Genomic DNA, 20,163 nt, shown 5'->3' on the forward strand with positions numbered 1-20,163 from the left:
AACTTAAGGAATAAGCATGGCAAAGGTTAATTGGGGAATTATTGGGTGTGGCAATATAGCTCACACCTTTGCTAAAAGCATTGCGCATTGTAGTGATGCACAGCTTATTGGCGCGGCTTCAACGAGTATGCAGCGCGCTAAAGAATTTGCCACACCGTACAATATTCAAGGCTACGAGAGCTATCAAGCTCTTATGCAGTGCCCAAATATAGACGCTATTTATATTGCCAATACGCACGATCAACACTTTAAAACTATCGCCCAATGCTTAAAACACAATAAGCACGTGCTAAGCGAAAAACCAATTACCGTTAATGCTAAGCAGTTACAAAGCCTCACTAAGCTTGCCAAGCAACAAAACTGCTTTTTAATGGAAGGCGTTTGGATGCGGTTTTTACCAGCTATAGTAAAATTACAACAGCTCCTAAGTGAAGGTGTTATTGGTAATGTGCACAGTGTTAATGCCAACTTTAGTTTACCTGGCAGCTTTGCCGACACTCACCGATTAATGAACCCTGCAACAGCGGGTGGCGCCCTGCTCGATTTAGGTATTTATCCTATTTCGATTGCTGATGTGGTATTTAATAAAGCCCCAGAACACATCAAATCCTTTGTACATAAAAGCACAACCGGCGTTGATGAGCGAAGCACTGCCATAGTTGATTACGGTAACGGGCAATTTGCATCTCTTGCCAGCGCACTGCAGCAAAATGGCCCAACAGAAGCATGTATTAATGGTGAGCTTGGCTATATTCGAATACCTCAGTTTGTAGGTGCAAAAACGCTAGAGCTACACATAAACGACCAAGACCCTCAGTACTTTAAATACGATTTTAGCGACGATGAAAACTTTAAGTTTGAAATTGCACATGTCACGCAGTGTATATTACAAAAACAAACCCAAAGCTGTGTATTACCACTGGGTACTAGCTTACGAGTTATGAACATAATGGATACCTTACGAGCACAATGGCAGTTGCAATATAGCAATGCCATCGAGTCGGCTGAACTGACAAATTAAAAAATAAAAATACACAACAAGGACACACAATGACACACACACTCAAGGCGCTTTCAAAAGCCATATTACTTGCTACGTGCAGTTTATCTGCCAGTGTAGCTGTTGCTGAATCTAATAAACCAGAGCAGCTATACCCGCCAATCACTAGCGAAGTACTCCCAGAGCTTGCAGCTAAAGGTAGCTACAATGTAGGTGTGCAAACACTTGATTTAGTTAACCCTGCGCAATTTGACCCCGCTACACAAGGTCAAAAAGATCGCCCTTTAAAAGTAGAAGTGTGGTATCCGGCTGCAAATACAGCAAAAGCGCCACTTAGCAGCTACACAGATGAAACTCGCTCAGGTAAAGAGTTTACTCTGCAAGCCGATGCAATGCGTGATGTCGCCATTAATAATAAAGAACACTACCCTGTGATAGTGCTTTCGCACGGTTATACCGGTTACCGTACAATTATGTACTACCTTGGCGAGCATTTAGCGTCGCACGGTTACATTGTGGTAGCTATTGATCATACTGACTCAACCAATGCCGATGTTGATTTTAAAAATGCGCCGTTCTCTGGCTTTTTTAGCACGCTTATAAATCGCTCACGCGATCAGCAGTTTGTTATTAATTACTTTAATGAGCAAAACAACTTTGCAAGCAAGCAAGTAGATAAGAAAAGCGCAGGCGTAATTGGTTACTCAATGGGTGGTTATGGCGCGGTAAATACGATAGGTGGTTGTTACGCTTTTAATGAGCAAACTACAGCTATGTTTACGGGTATGAAAGACCCTGCTCAAATTGAAAAAGTACAGCAATTACTCAACAGCTGCGCTGGTGGGCAATACCAAAACCCAAAAGTAGACCCACGTATAAAAGCGATGGTGGCCTTTGCACCATGGGGCGGACAGCACGCTATATTTGATGCCAAAGCAATGGAAAATATTAAAGTACCTTCGCTTTATATAGCCGGTAACTTAGATGACATTTCAGGCTATGAAGGCATTAAAAGTCTTTATGAACAAACAGGCAGCAAAGATAAGTACATGCTTACTTACAAAAATGCACGCCACAATATTGCACCACACCCAGCCCCTGCTATTGCACAAAGCAGCAGTGAGCTAGATATAGGCCATTACTACGAGCCTTCGTGGTCTATGCGTACACTAAACGAAATCAACAAACACTTTGTACTTGCCATGATGGATTGCCACGTAAAAGGCATAGCCAGCGAGTGTAAATACTTAGATTTACCACAAAACGGCGACCAAGCTGTTGTTGATGGTAAACCGCTGCCACAGTGGCGCGGGTTTGATAATCGCTTTTCTACCGGTATGGATTGGCAACAAGCTAAACCTCACACCAAGTAATAATAAACTTTAAGCGGCTGTTTTAATCAATAGCCGCGTACGCCCTTAAAATAATGCAAAAATAAAACGCCTTTTATATAAAAGAGTTACCAGAAAATATTAGCGTGTTTATTTTTTAATCTGCTATTTTAAGAAAAAACCATTGCCATTAACTTCGGTTAAAGGCAATCTAGTCATATATAAGATAAGATAAATAACACAAATATCATGTCCAAATACATACTCTCAATTGATCAAGGAACCACAAGCTCTCGGGCCATCTTGTTTACAAAAGATGCAGACGTTTTTGGTACAGCACAACAAGAATTTTCGCAGCATTTTCCACAAAATGGTTGGGTAGAACACGACCCTAACGATATTTGGCAAACAGTGCTTAGCACTAGTCGCGAAGTGTTAACTAAAAACGATGTAAAGCCTGAAGAAATTATTGCCATTGGCATCACCAACCAACGCGAAACCACTTTGGTGTGGAACAAAAAAACAGGCAAAACAATTTATAACGCTATTGTATGGCAAGACCGTCGCACCAGTGACTATTGCGAAAGCCTAACAACTGATGAGCTTTGCCAAACGATAAGCGATAAAACAGGTTTATTGCTCGACCCTTATTTTTCGGCCACTAAAATTCGTTGGATTTTAGATAACGTTGAAGGCGCACGCGAACAAGCCCTTGCAGGTGAGCTCGCCTTCGGTACGGTTGACACTTACCTACTTTGGCAGCTAACAGGCGGCAAAGAGCACCGCACCGATGCAACCAATGCATCGCGCACCATGTTATTTAATATTCACACCCAGCAGTGGGATCAAGAGCTTCTAGAGTTATTCGATATTCCAGAATCTATGCTGCCAGAAGTAATGGATTCAGCTGACGAGTTTGGTTCAACCAGCGCTGATATTTTTGGCGCGCCAATTCGCGTATGTGGTATTGCAGGCGATCAGCAAGCTGCGCTTGTAGGACACGCATGTTTTGAACAAGGCATGGCTAAAAGTACATATGGTACTGGCTGTTTTTTAATGCTTAACACTGGCGAAAAAGCACTGACCTCAGAAAACCGCTTATTAACCACTGTTGCTTATAGATTAAACGGCAAGCCAACTTACGCCATTGAAGGCAGTATATTTATGGCTGGCGCAACTATGCAGTGGATTGTTGAAGGCTTAAAACTACTTAGCCATGCTGGCGAAAGTGAATCGATGGTTAAAGATGTCCCCCTCGATCATGGTGTATTTTTAGTGCCTTCGTTTACGGGTTTAGGCGCTCCTTATTGGGACCCTAATGCACGTGGCGCTATTTTAGGCTTAACACGCGATTCGGGTATTAGCACCATAGTTGCTGCAGCGCTGCAATCAGTTGGTTACCAGACCAAAGATTTACAAAAAGCGATGGAGCGTGATGGTCTTCGCCCAAGTGTGCTTCGTGTAGATGGCGGTATGGTAAAAAATAATTGGGTTATGACCTTTTTATCAAACATTTTAGGCGCAACAGTTGAGCGCCCAACTGTGACCGAAACCACTTCTTTAGGCGTAGCATATTTAGCTGGCTTACAAACAGGTGTGTACGAGTCGACTGAGCAGTTATCTAAAATGTGGACATGCGACCGTCGCTTTGAGCCAACCATGAGTGCCGACGAGCGTAACGACCTATACGCAAAATGGCAGCACTGCGTAGCTCAAGTATGCTTAACGAATAAAAACTGCCCATAGTAAATACTAAGTGGTTAAGGCTAATACTTTAACCACTTTGCTTTTTTAACTTAGCTAAATGCTAGATTTAAAAAGCATGCTTTACTGCTTTAAATTGAAAATGGATTGGCGTCAAAATTAACGAATAAAAATCTGGGTTTTCTATTGTCAAATGAAAACAGCAGCTTTATGATGCTTATGTCTTATTTATATTACAAATAAAAAGGTTAGCTCGGTGGAATTAGCAGATAACGAATATGACTTACTAGTCATCGGTGGCGGTGTAAACGGCACTGGAATAGCAGCTGATGCAGCAGGCAGAGGATTAAAAGTACTCTTGTGCGAACAATCAGACCTTGCCTGTGCAACATCTTCAAACAGTTCTAAGCTGATCCACGGTGGTCTGCGCTACCTTGAGCATTACGAATTTAGATTAGTAAAAGAAGCCCTAGCAGAGCGAGAAGTGCTACTTAAGAACGCACCTCATATTATGTGGCCACTTACTTTTAGATTGCCGCATCAAAAGCATTTACGCCCTGCGTGGATGATTCGCATTGGTTTGTTTATGTATGACAACCTAGCGAAACGCGAAACACTAGCGGGTTCTCGAAGCATTAAATTTGGCGAAAATAGCGTTTTAGAACCCTCTATTACCAAAGGGTTTGAATACTCTGATGGCTGGGTTGATGATTCTCGCTTAGTCGTTTTAAACGCCCTTGCAGCGCAGGAAAAAGGCGCCGTTATTACCACACAAACTAAGTGTATAAATGCTAAACGTGAGCAAGGTAAATGGCAGGTAACGCTTGAGCAGCAAAAGGGCAAAGCTAAATACACTATTTCTGCCAAAGGCATTGTTAATGCTGCGGGTCCTTGGGTAGCTAAATTATTTGATGAAGCCCTAACAGAAAAATCACCACAAAATATTCGCCTTGTAAAAGGTAGCCACATTGTAGTGCCTCGCATTCACGATGAGAAACAAGCTTATATTTTACAAAATAAAGATCAGCGTATTGTGTTTGTTATTCCGTTTGAAGATGACTTCTCACTTATTGGCACAACCGATGTAGAACACAAAGGTGAAGCACAAGACGTTAAAATTAGTGATGAAGAAATTGATTACTTAATTGATATTACTAATACCTACTTTAAACAACCGATTAAACGCGAAGACATAGTACATACCTTTTCAGGTGTACGCCCATTACTTGATGACGAATCAGTTAATGCACAAGCCGTTACTCGCGATTATAAATTAGAGCTTTCGAGTGATGCTAAGCAAACACCTCTACTGAGTGTGTTTGGTGGAAAAATTACAACTTATCGCAAACTTGCCGAAGCTGCGGTTAATAAGCTTGAAGACTTTTACCCACAAATGAGCAAAGCGTGGACCAAGCATAGTCCGCTCCCTGGTGGTGATTTTAGCTCTGTAGAAGCACTTAAATCAGAGCTAAACGCAAAATATGAATGGTTACCTGAAATAACACTTAAACGCTTTGTACGCACTTATGGTACTCGTGCTAAAAATATATTAGGTAGTGCAACTGGGTTGAGTGATTTAGGCCAAGATTTTGGCCATGGTTTATTTGCAGCAGAAGTAGATTACTTGCTAAATGAAGAGTGGGCAGAAAACGCATACAATATTTTATGGCGCCGCAGCAAATTAGGACTACGTTTTAATGAGGCACAAGTTGCTGCGCTCAATGATTACATTGAGCATAACCAAGCAGCTAAAAGCGCTTAACTATTAAGTTATAATAGCTTCCTGTTAACCCCTTTATAATTTAATTTTTATAGAGGGGTTTATTTTTTTGACTCTAAATTAAATAAATAATTAAAACCGCTAAGCGTCGCTGTTTTAATATCAAACTCAACACACTTCACACCTATTTGATTAAGCGCCGTAGTAAAACACTTATTCAGCTGCTTTGTGCCAATCACTACAACTTGTGTATCACTCAATAATTGCCATTCGCTAGCATGGCGAGCTGCTCGTACATCGCTGCCAATTAATACACCCGACAAATAGGCTTTGGCTTGTACTGGCGTTAACTCCTTTGAAAGCTGGCGTGTACGCACACTAAAAATACCATGTGCCAAGTTACCGCTATCACTACCTAAAGTTAGCTCACAGCCTTGCTCAAATGCTTTAAAATCAAACTCACCTTCTGCACAGTCGTTAGGAATTAAAACACTTTGATGACATAACAAATCATATAACTCGCCGGTCATGGCTGTTTTAAAGCAAATGATTTCGCCGTTGTTTATAAGCACCCATTTAGTATGTGTACCAGGTAAACATAATAATATTTTACCTTGTTGATACTCTGGATTTTGTTTTAAAAACCCTAAAATTTGCAGCTCTTCGCCGCGCATTACATCAAATAAGCTATTTTGCAGCGTACACTTTGTGCCTGGTAGCGCTTTAATTGTATGCCCATCGCAATCAAAGCTAACCGCAGCATTAAGTAGCCCTTCGGGATTAATTGGGCATTCTAAATAAGGCGTTTCGTGCCAGCCGATGCTTGAGGTAATTTGCCCTGCAATATATATAGGTAAACTGCCATATTCTTGCTTCCACACTGCAATGGTGTCGATTAGGGTTTGCTCAAAATTTTGATTCGCCTTAACAACGCCAGGGCCATCACGTTGTGCTAATAATTTAAGTGTTGATTGCGCTTGTACTTCGCACAAATAAGCACGTAAATGGCTCGTGCCCCAGTCAACAGCAATAAAAAGAGATGAATTAGCCAAGCTTTAAAGCCTCCCACCGTCGATTTTAATACTCTGCCCGGTGATCATACTGCTTTCATCGGCGGCTAAAAAGAGTGCCAAATTAGCAACATCTTCAGGGGTAACTAATTTTTTAAGCGCCATGGCTTCCATCCACTTAACTTGCTCTTCTTCGGTAAACCAGCTTGCTAGTTGACGGTCGGTGGCCACCCACCCTGGCAAAATAGCGTTAACGCGAATACCAAACTCGCCGTAATCGCGAGCCAATGCCTTAGTCATACCAATTAGCCCTGCTTTTGCGGTTACATAGCCTGCCATTTGTGGCTGGCCCATAATCGCGTTAATAGAGCTAAAATTAATGATACTGCCGGCTCCATCGCCTTTCATAAAAGACATAGCAACTTGAGAGGCAAAAAATGCAGGGTTTAAGTTTATTTGTAAGCACTGATCCCAGTCTTGCACTGTAACGTCTTCGCTCGCTTGGCGGCGGTCGTTCGCTACATTATTAACTAGTACATTAATGGCACCAAAAGCGGCGCATGCATCCACAAGTGATTGCTGAAGTGCATGAGAGTCAGTTACATCAACTTGCCTATACCATAGTTTTGCATTGGGTAAATCACGAATAAGCGATTGCGCTGCCTTATCATCAATATCTATAAATGCTACTTTTGCATTTTGGTCTACAAAGGACTTAACCATTGCTCTGCCAATGCCTGATGCACCACCAGTAATAAAAATAACTTTACCAGAAAGACTATGATATTGAGCTAGGGTGTTCAAATTCAACTCTCCATACAGCGCATTTTCAATTTTATTTAAACTCTTTATAAACTTACATTTACAGTATAAAGAGCCAAACTAAGTCGTTATTGCTGTGTTAAAATATTTAGCTAATTAAAAGTTTATATCATATCCTTGAGTACATTAATATGATATATGATATATAATAAAGCAATATATCAACTCGGAATCCTGCGCAATGAAAAGCCAACCCCGTCAAAATTTAACACAACAATTAACCCACGATTTGGGTTTTGCTATTGTGCGTGGTGTTTACCCTGTAAGCGAAGGCCTGCCTTCTGAAGCCGATTTATGTATAAAGTATGATGTAAGTCGCAGCGCTACCCGCGAAGCGGTAAAAATGCTCTCTGCTAAAGGATTAATTTCTTCTCGTCCTAAGCAAGGTATTCGTGTACTACCTGAAAGCAGCTGGAACATGTTTGATACCGACGTACTACGTTGGATTTTAAGCAGCAAGCCATCACTTTCATTATTAAAAGAGTTTACTCAAGTACGCGTTGCCCTTGAACCACAAGCAGCCGCTCTTGCTGCACTAAATGCAACAGCTGAACAACTCGCTGAAATTGATAACGCCTTAGCCCGTATGGCTGAAGCAGACGAAGGCTTAGACGATCCACTCGAAGCTGACATTGCTTTTCATACCAGCATATTAGTGGCCAGTAACAATCGCTTTTTTGTGCAGTTAACTGAGTTTATTAGTACTGCCCTTAGAGTAAGTATTCGTTATACAAACCACATTAAAGGTGTACCGGGCGCAGATGTTGCTAAGCACGCTGATATTTTAGAAACCATAAAGTCACGCGATCCTGAACGCGCTAAAAAAGCAGTAGAAACAATTTTAGAAGAAGCACTACAGTTAATTGAATCTAAATTAGTTTAATGTTAGTTCAACATATTGTATAAATATTAAGTTCATCAAATTTACTCTTTGCAGTATATTTTATGGACTTTTTTATTGCCTATAAGGCTTAATACCAATCCGCAATAATACTTAATCATTTTGCGGGGCTAAACGCATCGCTACCTGCGTTAAAAAATTCTCATTTACGACTGCATGGATGCAGAAGGTAGAGCAATGCAGGAGCAATTGCCGAGAACAACTAAATAGCGAATTTTTTGCCTAGCTACCAACACGTTTTTCCGCCCTCAAAATAGCTCATTTAATTAAGCGAATTGGTATAAATTACAGGCATTAAAAAATCCGATATCAGTCTCCTGATATCGGATTTTTAGTTATTTAAATCAGCTTAATAACTCTGGTTATTAACTGAGATAAAACGCCTTTTACAGGCTAGAATTACAATCCTAATTTCTTCTCAAGGTAGTGGATGTTAGTACCACCATTTTGGAAGTTTTCATCTGCAAGAATTCTCTTATGCAAAGGAGTATTAGTTTTAATTCCGTCAATTACTAGCTCGTTAAGTGCATTGCGCGCGCGGGCAATAGCTACATCACGGTTTTCACCGTAAGTAATTAACTTACCAATCATTGAATCGTAATGTGGTGGAACCGTGTAGTCAGCGTAAATATGGCTGTCCCAACGAATACCTAAACCACCTGCTGGGTGGAAACGTGTAATTTTACCCGGTGACGGGATAAACGTTTCAGGATCTTCAGCATTAATACGACACTCAATAGCATGACCACGAATAACAACGTCGTCTTGAGTGAATGATAACGGTTGACCCGCTGCAATTTTTAACTGCTCTTTCACTAAATCAATACCAGTAACCATTTCAGTTACAGGGTGTTCAACCTGAATACGTGTATTCATTTCGATGAAGTAAAACTCGCCGTTTTCGTATAAAAACTCAAACGTACCTGCACCGCGGTATCCAATTTCGATACATGCACGTGTACAGCGCTCGCCAATGAATTTACGCGTTTCAGCAGTAATTCCTGGTGCTGGAGCTTCTTCAACTACTTTTTGGTGACGACGTTGCATAGAACAATCACGTTCACCTAAATGTACTGCATTACCTTGGCCGTCTGCTAATACTTGAACTTCGATGTGGCGTGGGTTTTCAAGGAATTTTTCCATGTAAACCATGCTATTACCAAAGAATTGCTTAGCTTCTTGCTGTGTTAATGCAATTGAATCAATAAGTTCAGATTCGCTGCGAACAACACGCATACCACGACCACCACCGCCACCAGCGGCTTTGATGATTACCGGGTAACCGATACGCTTAGCGATTTGCATGTTGCGTTCTTTATCATCTGATACCGGACCGTCAGAGCCAGGAACACATGGAACGCCTGCTTTACGCATTGCTGCAATAGCAGACACTTTATCACCCATAAGGCGAATAGTGTCGCCACGAGGACCGATAAATACAAAACCACTTTGCTCAACTTGGTCGGCAAAATCAGCATTTTCTGCAAGGAAACCGTAACCAGGATGAATCGCTACAGCATCAGTTATTTCAGCCGCAGCAATAATGCGCGGAATATCTAAATAACTTTCAGTTGCTGATGGTCTACCAATACAGATGGTTTCATCTGCAAGCAATACATGCTTAAGATCGCGATCTGCCGTTGAATGCACAGCAACCGTTTTGATCCCAAGCTCTTTGCAGGCGCGCAATATACGAAGTGCAATTTCACCTCGGTTTGCAATGACTACTTTATCTAACATTAGAGTTGGCCTTTTAGGTTACGCTATTATTCAATGATGAATAGAGGTTGATCAAATTCTATTGGCTCGCCATTTTCAGCTAAGATAGCTCTTACTGTACCGGCTTTATCTGATTCAATTTGGTTCATCATTTTCATAGCTTCGATAATACAAAGTGTATCGCCAACTTTAACTTGCTGACCAACTTCTACATATGCTGGAGCTTCAGGAGACGCAGCTGAGTAAAAAGACCCAACCATTGGTGATTTAACTTGATGACCCGTAGGCTCAGCTGGTGCTGCTGCTTCAACAGCTACAGGAGCCGCTGCAACTGGTGCTGCTGGCGCTGGTGCATATTGCTGTGGAGCAAATTGCGGGTAACCTGGGCCAGCGCTCATGTTGTTGCGGTTAATACGTACTGATTCTTCACCTTCAGTGATTTCTAGCTCAGCAATACCTGATTCTTCTACTAATTCGATAAGCTTCTTTATCTTGCGAATATCCATTACACGACCCGCCTGTTAGTTTGTGTGTTAATTTAAATTAAATTGCGCTTTGCAACCGGCTCACAGCGGCATTCAATGCTGCGTGATAACCCATTGCGCCTAATCCACATATCACGCCTTGTGCCACATCAGAAAAATACGAATGATGACGAAAGGCTTCACGTGCGTGCACATTACTTAAGTGCACCTCAAAAAACGGAATATCAACACTCAACAGTGCATCACGTAATGCGACGCTAGTATGCGTAAATGCAGCTGGGTTGATAATTATGTAATCAACCGCTTGCCAAGCATCGTGAATTCGTTCGATGAGTGCTTGCTCACTATTACTTTGAAAATACGTTAACTCAACATCTAGACTATTAGCAGCACTGGTTAGCTCCTCCATAATCTCACTCAGCGTCTGAAAACCGTATTTATCCGGTTCACGTTTACCAAGCATGTTTAAATTTGGACCATTTATAACTAAAAGGTTAAATTTTGCAGCCATAATACGCGATATATCCTATAAGTAATGAGTTAAGCGGTTACTAACTAGTTTTTCACTTTTAAGTAAGCAGAAAAAGCAATGTAGCAACAATTTCTCACGTTAACCAACTATTATAGTGATTTCGACGTAAATAGCAGCAAAATACTGGTCTTATCAGTGTCGTGGGTACAAATATAAGAAGAATTAAGAAGGTGCCACTTAGTCAATTCAAGTGGCACTATTGCACTATTATTGTGCGCTGGCGCGCACAACTGCTAGGTGTTTAGCAAAGTCCTCAGCATTTAAAAAGCCCGTTACGCGCTGCATACTAAGCTCTTGTCCTTGAGTATTAAAAAACAAAATACTAGGTAAACCAAACACCGTGTACTCTTCCATTAGCTCAATTGTTTTATTATCACTCTCAGTTAAATCAATTTGAATAAGCTGATAGTGGCTAAACTCACTTTGCACTTTGGCATCAGGAAAGGTGTAATGTTCAAACTCTTTACACGCCACACACCAGTCGGCATACAAATCGACCATAACCATTCGACCTTCGTCGTTTGCTTGTGCAACTGCTTCTTTTAGTTCTGCTAAATCAGCAACCTGTTTAAACTCATTATTTTGTGAGCTTACCTGTACTGTTTGTACTTGTACTGGCCAAAAGTAGTTTTTAGTTAACGTAAAGCCTGTAATAACTAATAGAGTTGCAGCAAACCATAATGCAGTTTTTAACTTGCTTTGTGTTTGGCTACTTTGCCAATGATGTAAGTACAGTGCTGTTGCTAATGCAAGCACACCTGCCATTAATAATATAATGTCGGCGCTGATTAGGCGTTCAAGTAATATAAGCGGCACAACGAGCATCACAAAACCAAACAAGGTTTTAACTTGCTCCATCCAACCACCTGCTTTAGGCAGCAGTTTACCGCCAGATGTACCAAGTAATAAAAGTGGTAACCCCATACCTAAACTAAGCACGTACAGTGTTAAACCACCTACTAAATAATCACCACTTTGCGCTACAAATAAGAGCGCCGCCGACAGTGGCGCAGTAGTACAAGGTGATGCTATTAATCCCGAAAGTACACCCATTAAAAATACGCCAACGTAGTTGCCGCCTTTTTGGTTGTTACTTACTTGGGTTAGCTTGCTCATCATACTGCTTGGCAGTTTAATTTCGTACCAACCAAACATCGACATAGCGAGCAATACAAATAATAAACTAAAGCTGATTAACACAAATGGATGCTGTAAATACCCCTGCACTTGCCCACCAAGCGCAGCAACAACTAAGCCAAGCGCTGCATAGGTAACTGCCATACCTTGTATATATACAAACGACAACGCAAACGCTTTTTTAGTTGAAAGGTTTTGCTGACCCGCAATTAAGCTCGACAAAATAGGAAACATAGGAAATACGCACGGCGTAAAAGCAAGGCCTACACCAACAGCAAAAAATATGAGTAAATTAGTTATTAAACTCTGACTGGCTAATTGCTCAGTAAAAGTCAGTTCTTTTTCGGTATCATCCGAATTTGTTGTAGGTTCAGTCGTTGGCTCGTTGAGTGCTGCAAATGTACTTTGCGCTGTTGCCGCTTCATCTGTAGCGCTATTTTGATCTACATTTTTAATCTGTGCGCCACTAATTACACTAAGTGGAATGCTAATCACTTCTGGTGGATAACAAAGCCCTGCTTTTGCACAGCCCTGATAGCGAACTTTAACAACCGCTCCCTCAGTAATATTACTTAACTTACTAACAACGCTCGCGGTATTAAAAAAGACTTCTGTTTTACCAAAAAATTCATCTTCAATAATTTCGCCACTACCAGAGTCACCTACTTGGATGTTTGCGCCCTTGGCAATGATTTCTATTTTCTTTTTATATAAATAATAGTCTGGCGCTATATCCCAACCTACAAACAAGGTGCTGCCTTGCTGGTCAAAGTCAAATACAAACGCTTGGTCTACAGGTAAAAAAGTGTGTTGAGGAGGCCCAAGTAGATCACCAAGCACATTATTAGTCGCAGCCTTTACAGGTACGGTTAATAATGTAACCAACAATAAAAAGAAAAAACGCATTAATTCAGTACCTCGTCCATCCAATTAAAATACGCCAAATTTCCCGTAGAAACTTCTAAAACCTGAATCTCTGGCACTTCGTAGCTATGTAACTCTTTTATTGTTAGAAACACATCGTTCATTTTATCTGATTTCGTTTTTATAAGTAGCTTAGCTTCAGTTGCTTCTGCTACTTCGCCTTCCCACATATAAATAGAGCCCATGTTAGGTAAAATATTTACACAAGCAGCCAGCTTTTTTTCTACCAACGCCCTTGCAAGTGTGCGTGCTTCTGCTTCGTCTTTGCAGGTCGTAAAAATCATTTTAAAATGCGTAGTCATTATGAACCTATACTTATTGGACAGTGTCTATCATCATAGTATCTGATAGCCGATACAATGTGTAGACGCTAAAATATCAGTAAAATGACGATACCTATGCCCTAACCTTGAAAAGAGACCTCGTCACCCTCATTTATATTTCATCAACTCTTTTGAGTGTCATTATTTAGAGAGCGCTATGTTTAGATTTTTATTTGTGTTGTTTATTATCATCCCTATTATCGAAATCGCTTTGCTGATTCAAGTAAGCGACGTGATTGGCGGATTTGCAACAATTGCACTTGTTGTTATTACTGCGATTTTAGGTGCCAAAATGGTTAAAACACAAGGTATGGGGGCGCTGCAAAACGTACAAGCGCAAATGGCGCAAGGGCAAATGCCAGCCAAAGAATTATTTACCGGAATATGCGTTGTAATTGCAGGTGTATTACTCCTTACTCCTGGCATTATGACCGACGTATTTGGGCTACTATTATTAACCCCTGCAATTCGTAACAAATTGGCTGCAGGCCTTGCTAGCCAAGCAACTGTTAGAATGAGCGCAGGCATGCAACAAGGGCCATCGCCGTTTGCTGGGCAGCAACATGCTGAACGAGAGCAAGGGCAAATGGAACGACCAACCACTATTGATGGTGAATATGAGCGAAAAGATTAAAAATTTATCGTTTTTTCTCTTGGAATTTTTCACTCTACCCCCATTAATGAATGCAAATTAGAAAAGCTTTTTTCTGTACTGTTCAGAAACTGTTAGGAGAACTAAAAAACATGAACATTCGTCCTTTACAAGATCGCGTAATCGTTAAACGTCTAGAAGAAGAAACAAAATCTGCTGGCGGTATTGTATTAACTGGCTCTGCAGCTGAAAAATCAACTCGCGGAGAAGTTGTAGCCGTAGGTAATGGTCGCGTTTTAGAAAACGGTGACGTGAGAGCGTTAGAAGTTAAAGCCGGTGACACTGTGTTATTTGGCTCATATGTTGAAAAAGTTGAAAAGATCGAAGGTCAAGAGTACCTGATCATGCGTGAAGATAATATTTTAGGCATTGTAGGCTAAACCTACTTTTCGTTTATAAACATTTAAGAATTTAGAGGAATTTAAAACATGGCAGCAAAAGAAGTACTTTTTGCAGGTGACGCACGCGCTAAAATGCTAACTGGCGTAAACATCCTGGCAAACGCAGTAAAAGTTACATTAGGTCCTAAAGGCCGTAACGTTGTACTAGATAAATCATTTGGCTCACCAGTTATCACTAAAGATGGTGTATCTGTAGCAAAAGAAATCGAACTTGAAGACAAGTTTGAGAACATGGGCGCACAAATGGTTAAAGAAGTTGCATCTAAAGCAAATGATGCAGCCGGCGATGGTACAACTACCGCTACAGTACTTGCACAGTCTATTGTTAATGAAGGCCTTAAAGCTGTTGCAGCGGGCATGAACCCAATGGATCTTAAGCGCGGCATCGACAAAGCAGTTATTGCTGCTGTTGCAGAGCTTAAAGCGTTATCTGTTCCTTGTTCTGATACTAAAGCAATTGCACAAGTAGGTACTATTTCAGCTAACTCTGATAAAGAGATTGGCGACATCATTGCACAAGCAATGGAAAAAGTAGGCCGTAACAGTGGTGTTATTACTGTAGAAGAAGGTCAATCACTTGAAAACGAACTAGATGTTGTTGAAGGCATGCAGTTTGACCGTGGTTACTTATCTCCTTACTTTATCAACAGCCCAGAAAAAGGCACTGTTGAACTAGATAACCCATTTATTCTACTTGTAGATAAAAAAATATCTAACATCCGCGAATTATTACCAACATTAGAAGCGGTTGCTAAAGCAAGCAAACCACTACTAATCATCGCAGAAGACCTTGAAGGCGAAGCACTAGCTACATTAGTAGTTAATAACATGCGCGGTATTGTTAAAGTATCAGCAGTTAAAGCACCTGGTTTTGGCGACCGTCGTAAAGCAATGCTACAAGATATCGCTGTACTAACTGGCGGTACTGTAATTTCTGAAGAAATCGGCTTAGAGCTTGAAAAAGCAACAGTTGAAGACTTAGGCACAGCTAAGCGCGTAATTATTACTAAAGATGATACAACAATCATTGATGGTGCTGGTGAAGAAGCGGGTATTAGCGGTCGTGTTTCACAAATTAAAGCACAAATCGAAGAAGCAACATCAGACTACGATAAAGAGAAACTACAAGAGCGCATGGCTAAATTAGCTGGCGGTGTTGCAGTAATCAAAGTAGGTGCTGCTACTGAAATGGAAATGAAAGAGAAAAAAGACCGCGTTGAAGATGCATTAAATGCAACTCGTGCAGCGGTTGAAGAAGGCGTAGTACCTGGTGGCGGTGTTGCACTTGTACGTGCAGCTAGCAAGCTGGTTGATTTAGTTGGCGACAACGAAGATCAAAACCACGGTATTAAAGTTGCACTTCGTGCGATGGAAGCGCCACTTCGTCAAATCGTAACTAACGCTGGCGAAGAAGCATCAGTTGTAATTAACGCAGTTAAAGGCGGCGACGGTAACTTTGGTTACAACGCAGCAACTGGTGAATACAACGACATGATTGAAATGGGTATCCTAGATCCAACTAAAGTAACACGCTCTGCATTACAGTTTGCAGGGTCTATTGCGGGTCTAATGATCACTACTGAAGCAATGGTAGCTGAAATCCCAAAAGATGAAGCTGGTGGCGCTGATATGGGTGGCATGGGCGGAATGGGTGGTATGGGCGGCATGATGTAAACCGACCAATAGCAACTCACCATTGCTCATAAACACCCTAAACCCCATAAAACACTGTTTTATGGGGTTTTTATTTTAGTGAGAATACTCAAAAGTACTTATAAGTGATCATAAAGGCTCATATTTAGAAAGTATAGATTAGGGGTAACTAATTTGACAAAAGTCTAATTATTACTATATTTGACATTACATACCCCTAGTTATCCCCTAAAAGTGATTAAGATGACCTTAACTACTCTAGAAATTAAAAGCTTATCCTGTCCAGAAAACAAAAAGCAATTTAAAAAATTTGACTCTAATGGATTGTTTTTGCTTATTAAAGCTTCTGGAACAAAGCACTGGCGTATGAAGTTTATGTTTGGAGGAAAGCATCAAGAAATCTCTTTTGGAAAATACCCCATTATCTCCTTAAAAAAAGCTAGGGAGTTTACGAACGAAGCTCGACTCCAGTTAGCGCAAGGTATAAACCCTGCTGTAGAAAGAAGGAAAGCGAAAAATAAAAACAGCGACTCTCGCACATTTTTATCTGTTGCAATGACATGGTTTGATAAGCAAAAAAATAATTGGTCAGAAGATCATGCTCGTAGAGTTCATTCCAGACTTCTCAATGATACGAAACCTATAGCTAAAATTTCTATTGATGGAATAGATTCAGGTAAAGTTATTGCTCTGCTTATAAAGATTGAATCCACAGCAAACTCAAATAAAGCTCGAGTCATTTTCCCAATTTTAAATAGAATATTTAGTTATGCTCTAGCCCATAGGTATATAACGCTTAATCCTGTGCAGGGCTTAGCTTTAAATGACATTTTAACCCCTGCCCCAAAGTTAAAGCACTTTTCTGCTATTACTGACTCTGAAGCATTAGGAGAGCTAATTAGATCAATAGATGAAAAACAAACAGGTAACTTTTGTACTATTGAAGCACTAAAATTAATTCCAAGAATTTTCCTAAGACCTAAAGAGGTTCGTTTCTTAAAGTGGGAATACGTAAATTTCGAAAAACAAATTATTGAAATACCAGCTGATGATATGAAAAAAAGTAGACCGCATTTAGTACCTTTGTCGAGCCAGGTCATGGAACAACTCATTAAACTAAAATCTTTCACTGGCTACTCAAAATATTTATTTCCTAGTATTAAAAATTCAGATAGCCCTATAAGTAAGAATGTTTTGACAAACAGTCTTAGAAGTTTAGGTTATACGGCTGATGTTATGACTGCTCATGGCTTCCGAAGCTCTGCCTCAACAATACTTCATGAACAAGGCTGGCATCACGATATTATCGAAACCCAGCTAGCTCATCTGATAGGGACGTCGACCTCGAGAGCTTATAACCGTTCTATTTATTTAGCAGAGAGAATGAAAATGATGCAAAATTGGTCTAACTATTTAGAACAGATAAAATGTAGCTACAACCAAAACTGAAGTAATTACAGAGCCGAAAATTTACTATTAGCCTTATTAACCGGGAAGTCCACTACAGTCTGAATAGATTGAGATACAAAAACAATTCCTAGATTAGAACATAAGGCTGATTTTAAATCCCTTAAGCTTCAAAGCAACCAAAAAAACCTACAAAATTTTTTAATTTTATTCGTACTAATTGCTTAACTCCTCCGTTATTTATGACTTGCTCAATCACGAGGCATAAATAACTAAGAGGAGATTTTAATAAATTCATATATGGATAAAAAACTTAAACAGAAAGCGATCAAGGTTTGGTATGACTTACTCACTCATGCACTAACAGCTGAAGAGATTAGTTTAGTTGAACTTAGGTTTGTAGATGGACACCTTAAGAGGTTTTGCCCTAAAAACATAGAAGATAAAATAGCTCGATTGAGTCGCTAGGTAAGCAGAACTCTAGGCTAATCTTTAATCTCCTTTGGCTGCAAGAGCTGCCAAAAATAAAGCCCCTTGTGAAAACTTCATAGGGGCTTTGGATTAAAACAATATGAATTGTTTAGCTAATTTTATTTTTTTCCAAAATATCTTTTTTGGAAATCAAATATATATTTTCTTCATCAAGACTAATTTCGAATACATACTTGTCTCTAATAAGAGCCGTTTGCTTTTCAATAAACTTAATATTTTGCCAAGGAATCAAACAATTTTTAGGAAATAGTAAAATCAAACTTTTTGTCTGCTGTATACACAAACCGTGCTCTGTATGAACAATATTTAACCAAGGCCTATATTCCATATCTTTATTTGATTCTGAAAATTGACTCTCTTTTACAAGGTGTATTTCCGTTTGTCTCAACATGCTAGTCTTTTGAAATTCTATATTAGCCGGGTAATTACGAGCTAACTTAGGGTAAAGTCCCACGCTACTCTGGATATAATTTATAAAAAGGTAGAACAAAATAAAAACTATTAGTGCTATTGAAAATATCATTTATCTATCCACTCTTTTAAGTCATATGCGGCACTTCCCATTGTTCTTCCTATATCACCAAGCTTTTCAGTATTAGCTGCTATACCTGTACCAACTGTTGCGGTGGTTTCACGACCTTTAGTCGGAGTTCCAATACCAACTTCAAAAACTGCTTGTTCAATATCAGCACCATTAAACAAGCCCTCTGGTGCAGTGCCAGAGCCATCAGTAAATACCGCTGGTGTTGTTACCGATACAGAAAGCCTTCCTTCTGTATGAGATACAGACGTTCCTGCCCCCTCCAATGATGCAACAGTAGTTTTTTCACCGCCTCCCATCAGTCTCACAAAACCACCTGTCGCAAAATTATTGCTACTTGCTCCAACTTCTGGAGTTAGAGTTAATTGAGCGGTGCCATTGTGATCGGCTGCTGCTGACAGAGATATAGAAAAATTCTTACCAAATAGTGAACCACTCACTCCAACATTTATTCCCCATAAATATTCACCATTCGGATCTGTATATTTGTAAGGGTTATTGTTCACATATAAATAACGGTTGAATGACATTACTGGGTTATCAGCAGTGTATCCAACCGGATCATTCGAATAAAAACGACCTATGACTGGATCATAGTATCGTGCCTGCATATACAGTAATTGGCTTTATGATCCACAGGGTTAATCTTATTAAAGTAATGATTTAAATGAACGTCTTAGTGATATTAAGTGCTCAGTGTACAATGAATTTAATAAGCAAGTACACCTAGCCCTTTGTGCGCTACTAGGTTGAGTAATTTTAAAGACGCTCCTTTTGGTGATTTCCCACCTTGCTCCCATGATCTAACCGTCGAAGGGCTTGTATTTAAATAAGCAGCAAACACGGCTTGACTAACATGAGCTCTCTCTCGTATCGCTTTTATATGTGCAGCATCATAGCGCTCTATTTCTGGTAGGCATAACACATCAAATTCTCGCATTGTTTGCACATCCATTACACCCGCATCAGTCAACCCTTTTGCGGTGTCGTGCATGACATCTAAAATACTATTACTCATGATTTATTACCTCTATTAATTCACCTGATTCAATGGCTTTTTTGAGTTGAACATCTGAATAACCAAGTAATTCTTTTGCCATCAACTTCAGTGTTTTCAACTCTTTTTTACCTATGTTATCTCGTTGATTTTTAGAAAAACCAAACATGAAGAATGATTTATCACCCACTTTAAACGCAACAATAGTACGAAACCCGCCACGTTTACCTTGGCCTTGAATTGCTGCTCGTTTTTTATAAACATGGCCGCCTAGTTCACCATCATTAAGTCCCTCTCCAAGTTCACGTATCGTCTCTTGCAAAGTATGATCGGTTAAACATTCTTTTTCAGCCCACTTACTGAACCATTTTGATTTAAAGATATACATTTAAATTCCTTACTCTTGGCTAAC

Annotated in this window: 20 protein-coding genes and 1 pseudogene; 9 read left to right on the plus strand and 12 right to left on the minus strand. The window is 40.1% G+C overall.

Annotation, left to right across the window (positions count from 1 at the left end):
* The first annotated feature begins 16 nt into the window (after positions 1–16).
* The 4 genes from AAEY68_RS11055 (at position 17) to glpD (ending at position 5,797) form a co-directional block, all read left to right on the plus strand.
* Positions 17–1,021, plus strand: coding sequence for a Gfo/Idh/MocA family protein (locus AAEY68_RS11055; RefSeq protein WP_024593408.1), 1,005 nt, complete (start codon positions 17–19; stop codon positions 1,019–1,021).
* 29 nt (positions 1,022–1,050) lie between these two features.
* Positions 1,051–2,373, plus strand: a complete 1,323-nt coding sequence (locus tag AAEY68_RS11060) for an alpha/beta hydrolase family protein (RefSeq protein ID WP_024593409.1) — start codon at positions 1,051–1,053, stop codon at positions 2,371–2,373.
* A 207-nt stretch (positions 2,374–2,580) separates the two neighbouring features.
* On the plus strand, positions 2,581–4,077 hold the full coding sequence (gene glpK / locus AAEY68_RS11065) for a glycerol kinase GlpK (protein ID WP_033010428.1): 1,497 nt from the start codon (positions 2,581–2,583) through the stop codon (positions 4,075–4,077).
* A gap of 214 nt (positions 4,078–4,291) precedes the next feature.
* Positions 4,292–5,797 (plus strand): glycerol-3-phosphate dehydrogenase, encoded by a 1,506-nt coding sequence (glpD, locus tag AAEY68_RS11070; protein ID WP_024593411.1) that lies wholly within the window; start codon positions 4,292–4,294, stop codon positions 5,795–5,797.
* Positions 5,798–5,856: 59 nt separating this feature from the next.
* Here glpD and AAEY68_RS11075 read toward each other — a convergent pair whose 3' ends face one another.
* Together AAEY68_RS11075 and AAEY68_RS11080 are read right to left on the minus strand one after the other, a co-directional pair.
* On the minus strand, positions 5,857–6,807 hold the full coding sequence (locus tag AAEY68_RS11075) for a 2-dehydro-3-deoxygalactonokinase (RefSeq protein WP_024593412.1): 951 nt from the start codon (positions 6,805–6,807) through the stop codon (positions 5,857–5,859).
* 3 nt (positions 6,808–6,810) lie between these two features.
* A complete protein-coding gene (locus AAEY68_RS11080) occupies positions 6,811–7,569 on the minus strand; it encodes an SDR family NAD(P)-dependent oxidoreductase (RefSeq protein WP_169044597.1) in 759 nt (252 codons plus the stop codon).
* Between the two features lie 199 nt (positions 7,570–7,768).
* On the opposite strand from AAEY68_RS11080, the gene AAEY68_RS11085 reads away from it, so the two are divergent.
* Positions 7,769–8,470: a FadR/GntR family transcriptional regulator gene (locus tag AAEY68_RS11085; protein ID WP_007580047.1), complete on the plus strand. Its 702-nt coding sequence runs from the start codon at positions 7,769–7,771 to the stop codon at positions 8,468–8,470.
* A gap of 417 nt (positions 8,471–8,887) precedes the next feature.
* Here AAEY68_RS11085 and accC read toward each other — a convergent pair whose 3' ends face one another.
* From accC to cutA, 5 genes are all read right to left on the minus strand, one after another.
* Positions 8,888–10,228 (minus strand): acetyl-CoA carboxylase biotin carboxylase subunit, encoded by a 1,341-nt coding sequence (accC, locus tag AAEY68_RS11090; RefSeq protein ID WP_007580045.1) that lies wholly within the window; start codon positions 10,226–10,228, stop codon positions 8,888–8,890.
* Positions 10,229–10,254: 26 nt separating this feature from the next.
* A complete protein-coding gene (accB, locus tag AAEY68_RS11095; protein WP_007580042.1) occupies positions 10,255–10,713 on the minus strand; it encodes an acetyl-CoA carboxylase biotin carboxyl carrier protein in 459 nt (152 codons plus the stop codon).
* 37 nt (positions 10,714–10,750) lie between these two features.
* Positions 10,751–11,203: a type II 3-dehydroquinate dehydratase gene (gene aroQ / locus AAEY68_RS11100; RefSeq protein WP_350585922.1), complete on the minus strand. Its 453-nt coding sequence runs from the start codon at positions 11,201–11,203 to the stop codon at positions 10,751–10,753.
* Positions 11,204–11,431: 228 nt separating this feature from the next.
* On the minus strand, positions 11,432–13,267 hold the full coding sequence (locus AAEY68_RS11105) for a protein-disulfide reductase DsbD (protein WP_024593415.1): 1,836 nt from the start codon (positions 13,265–13,267) through the stop codon (positions 11,432–11,434).
* Positions 13,267–13,587 carry a divalent-cation tolerance protein CutA gene (gene cutA, locus AAEY68_RS11110; protein ID WP_007580036.1) on the minus strand — a complete coding sequence of 107 codons (321 nt, stop codon included), beginning with the start codon at positions 13,585–13,587 and terminating at the stop codon, positions 13,267–13,269. The genes AAEY68_RS11105 and cutA overlap by 1 nt, the downstream gene beginning before the upstream one ends.
* A 178-nt stretch (positions 13,588–13,765) precedes the next feature.
* Here cutA and AAEY68_RS11115 point away from each other — a divergent pair, with 178 nt between their 5' ends.
* The 4 genes from AAEY68_RS11115 (at position 13,766) to AAEY68_RS11130 (ending at position 17,763) form a co-directional block, all read left to right on the plus strand.
* Entirely contained in the window at positions 13,766–14,242 is a 477-nt protein-coding gene (locus AAEY68_RS11115; protein WP_007580034.1) for an FxsA family protein, read from the plus strand.
* Positions 14,243–14,352: 110 nt separating this feature from the next.
* The gene (locus AAEY68_RS11120) at positions 14,353–14,640 is read left to right on the plus strand and encodes a co-chaperone GroES (RefSeq protein WP_007580032.1); all 288 of its coding nucleotides are present in this window, start codon (positions 14,353–14,355) and stop codon (positions 14,638–14,640) included.
* 48 nt (positions 14,641–14,688) lie between these two features.
* A complete protein-coding gene (groL, locus tag AAEY68_RS11125) occupies positions 14,689–16,335 on the plus strand; it encodes a chaperonin GroEL (RefSeq protein WP_007580030.1) in 1,647 nt (548 codons plus the stop codon).
* A 222-nt stretch (positions 16,336–16,557) separates the two neighbouring features.
* Positions 16,558–17,763, plus strand: coding sequence for a tyrosine-type recombinase/integrase (locus tag AAEY68_RS11130; protein WP_350585923.1), 1,206 nt, complete (start codon positions 16,558–16,560; stop codon positions 17,761–17,763).
* 538 nt (positions 17,764–18,301) lie between these two features.
* On the opposite strand, the gene AAEY68_RS11135 is transcribed toward AAEY68_RS11130, so the two are convergent.
* From AAEY68_RS11135 to AAEY68_RS11155, 5 genes and pseudogenes are all read right to left on the minus strand, one after another.
* Entirely contained in the window at positions 18,302–18,736 is a 435-nt protein-coding gene (locus AAEY68_RS11135; protein ID WP_350585924.1) for a hypothetical protein, read from the minus strand.
* Positions 18,733–19,194 (minus strand): hypothetical protein, encoded by a 462-nt coding sequence (locus AAEY68_RS11140; RefSeq protein WP_350585933.1) that lies wholly within the window; start codon positions 19,192–19,194, stop codon positions 18,733–18,735. The genes AAEY68_RS11135 and AAEY68_RS11140 overlap by 4 nt, the downstream gene beginning before the upstream one ends.
* Before the next feature lie 87 nt (positions 19,195–19,281).
* Positions 19,282–19,365: pseudogene (locus tag AAEY68_RS21920) on the minus strand (RHS repeat-associated core domain-containing protein); the annotation flags it as partial.
* A 98-nt stretch (positions 19,366–19,463) separates the two neighbouring features.
* The gene (locus AAEY68_RS11150) at positions 19,464–19,772 is read right to left on the minus strand and encodes a helix-turn-helix domain-containing protein (RefSeq protein WP_010553980.1); all 309 of its coding nucleotides are present in this window, start codon (positions 19,770–19,772) and stop codon (positions 19,464–19,466) included.
* Positions 19,765–20,139 (minus strand): type II toxin-antitoxin system RelE/ParE family toxin, encoded by a 375-nt coding sequence (locus AAEY68_RS11155; RefSeq protein ID WP_350585925.1) that lies wholly within the window; start codon positions 20,137–20,139, stop codon positions 19,765–19,767. Before AAEY68_RS11155 ends, AAEY68_RS11150 begins: the two co-directional genes overlap by 8 nt.
* Positions 20,140–20,163 lie beyond the last annotated feature (24 nt).

The organism is Pseudoalteromonas sp. RB2-MNA-CIBAN-0110 (genome assembly GCF_040309305.1).
In the GTDB taxonomy this organism is placed as follows: Bacteria; Pseudomonadota; Gammaproteobacteria; order Enterobacterales; family Alteromonadaceae; genus Pseudoalteromonas; species Pseudoalteromonas arctica.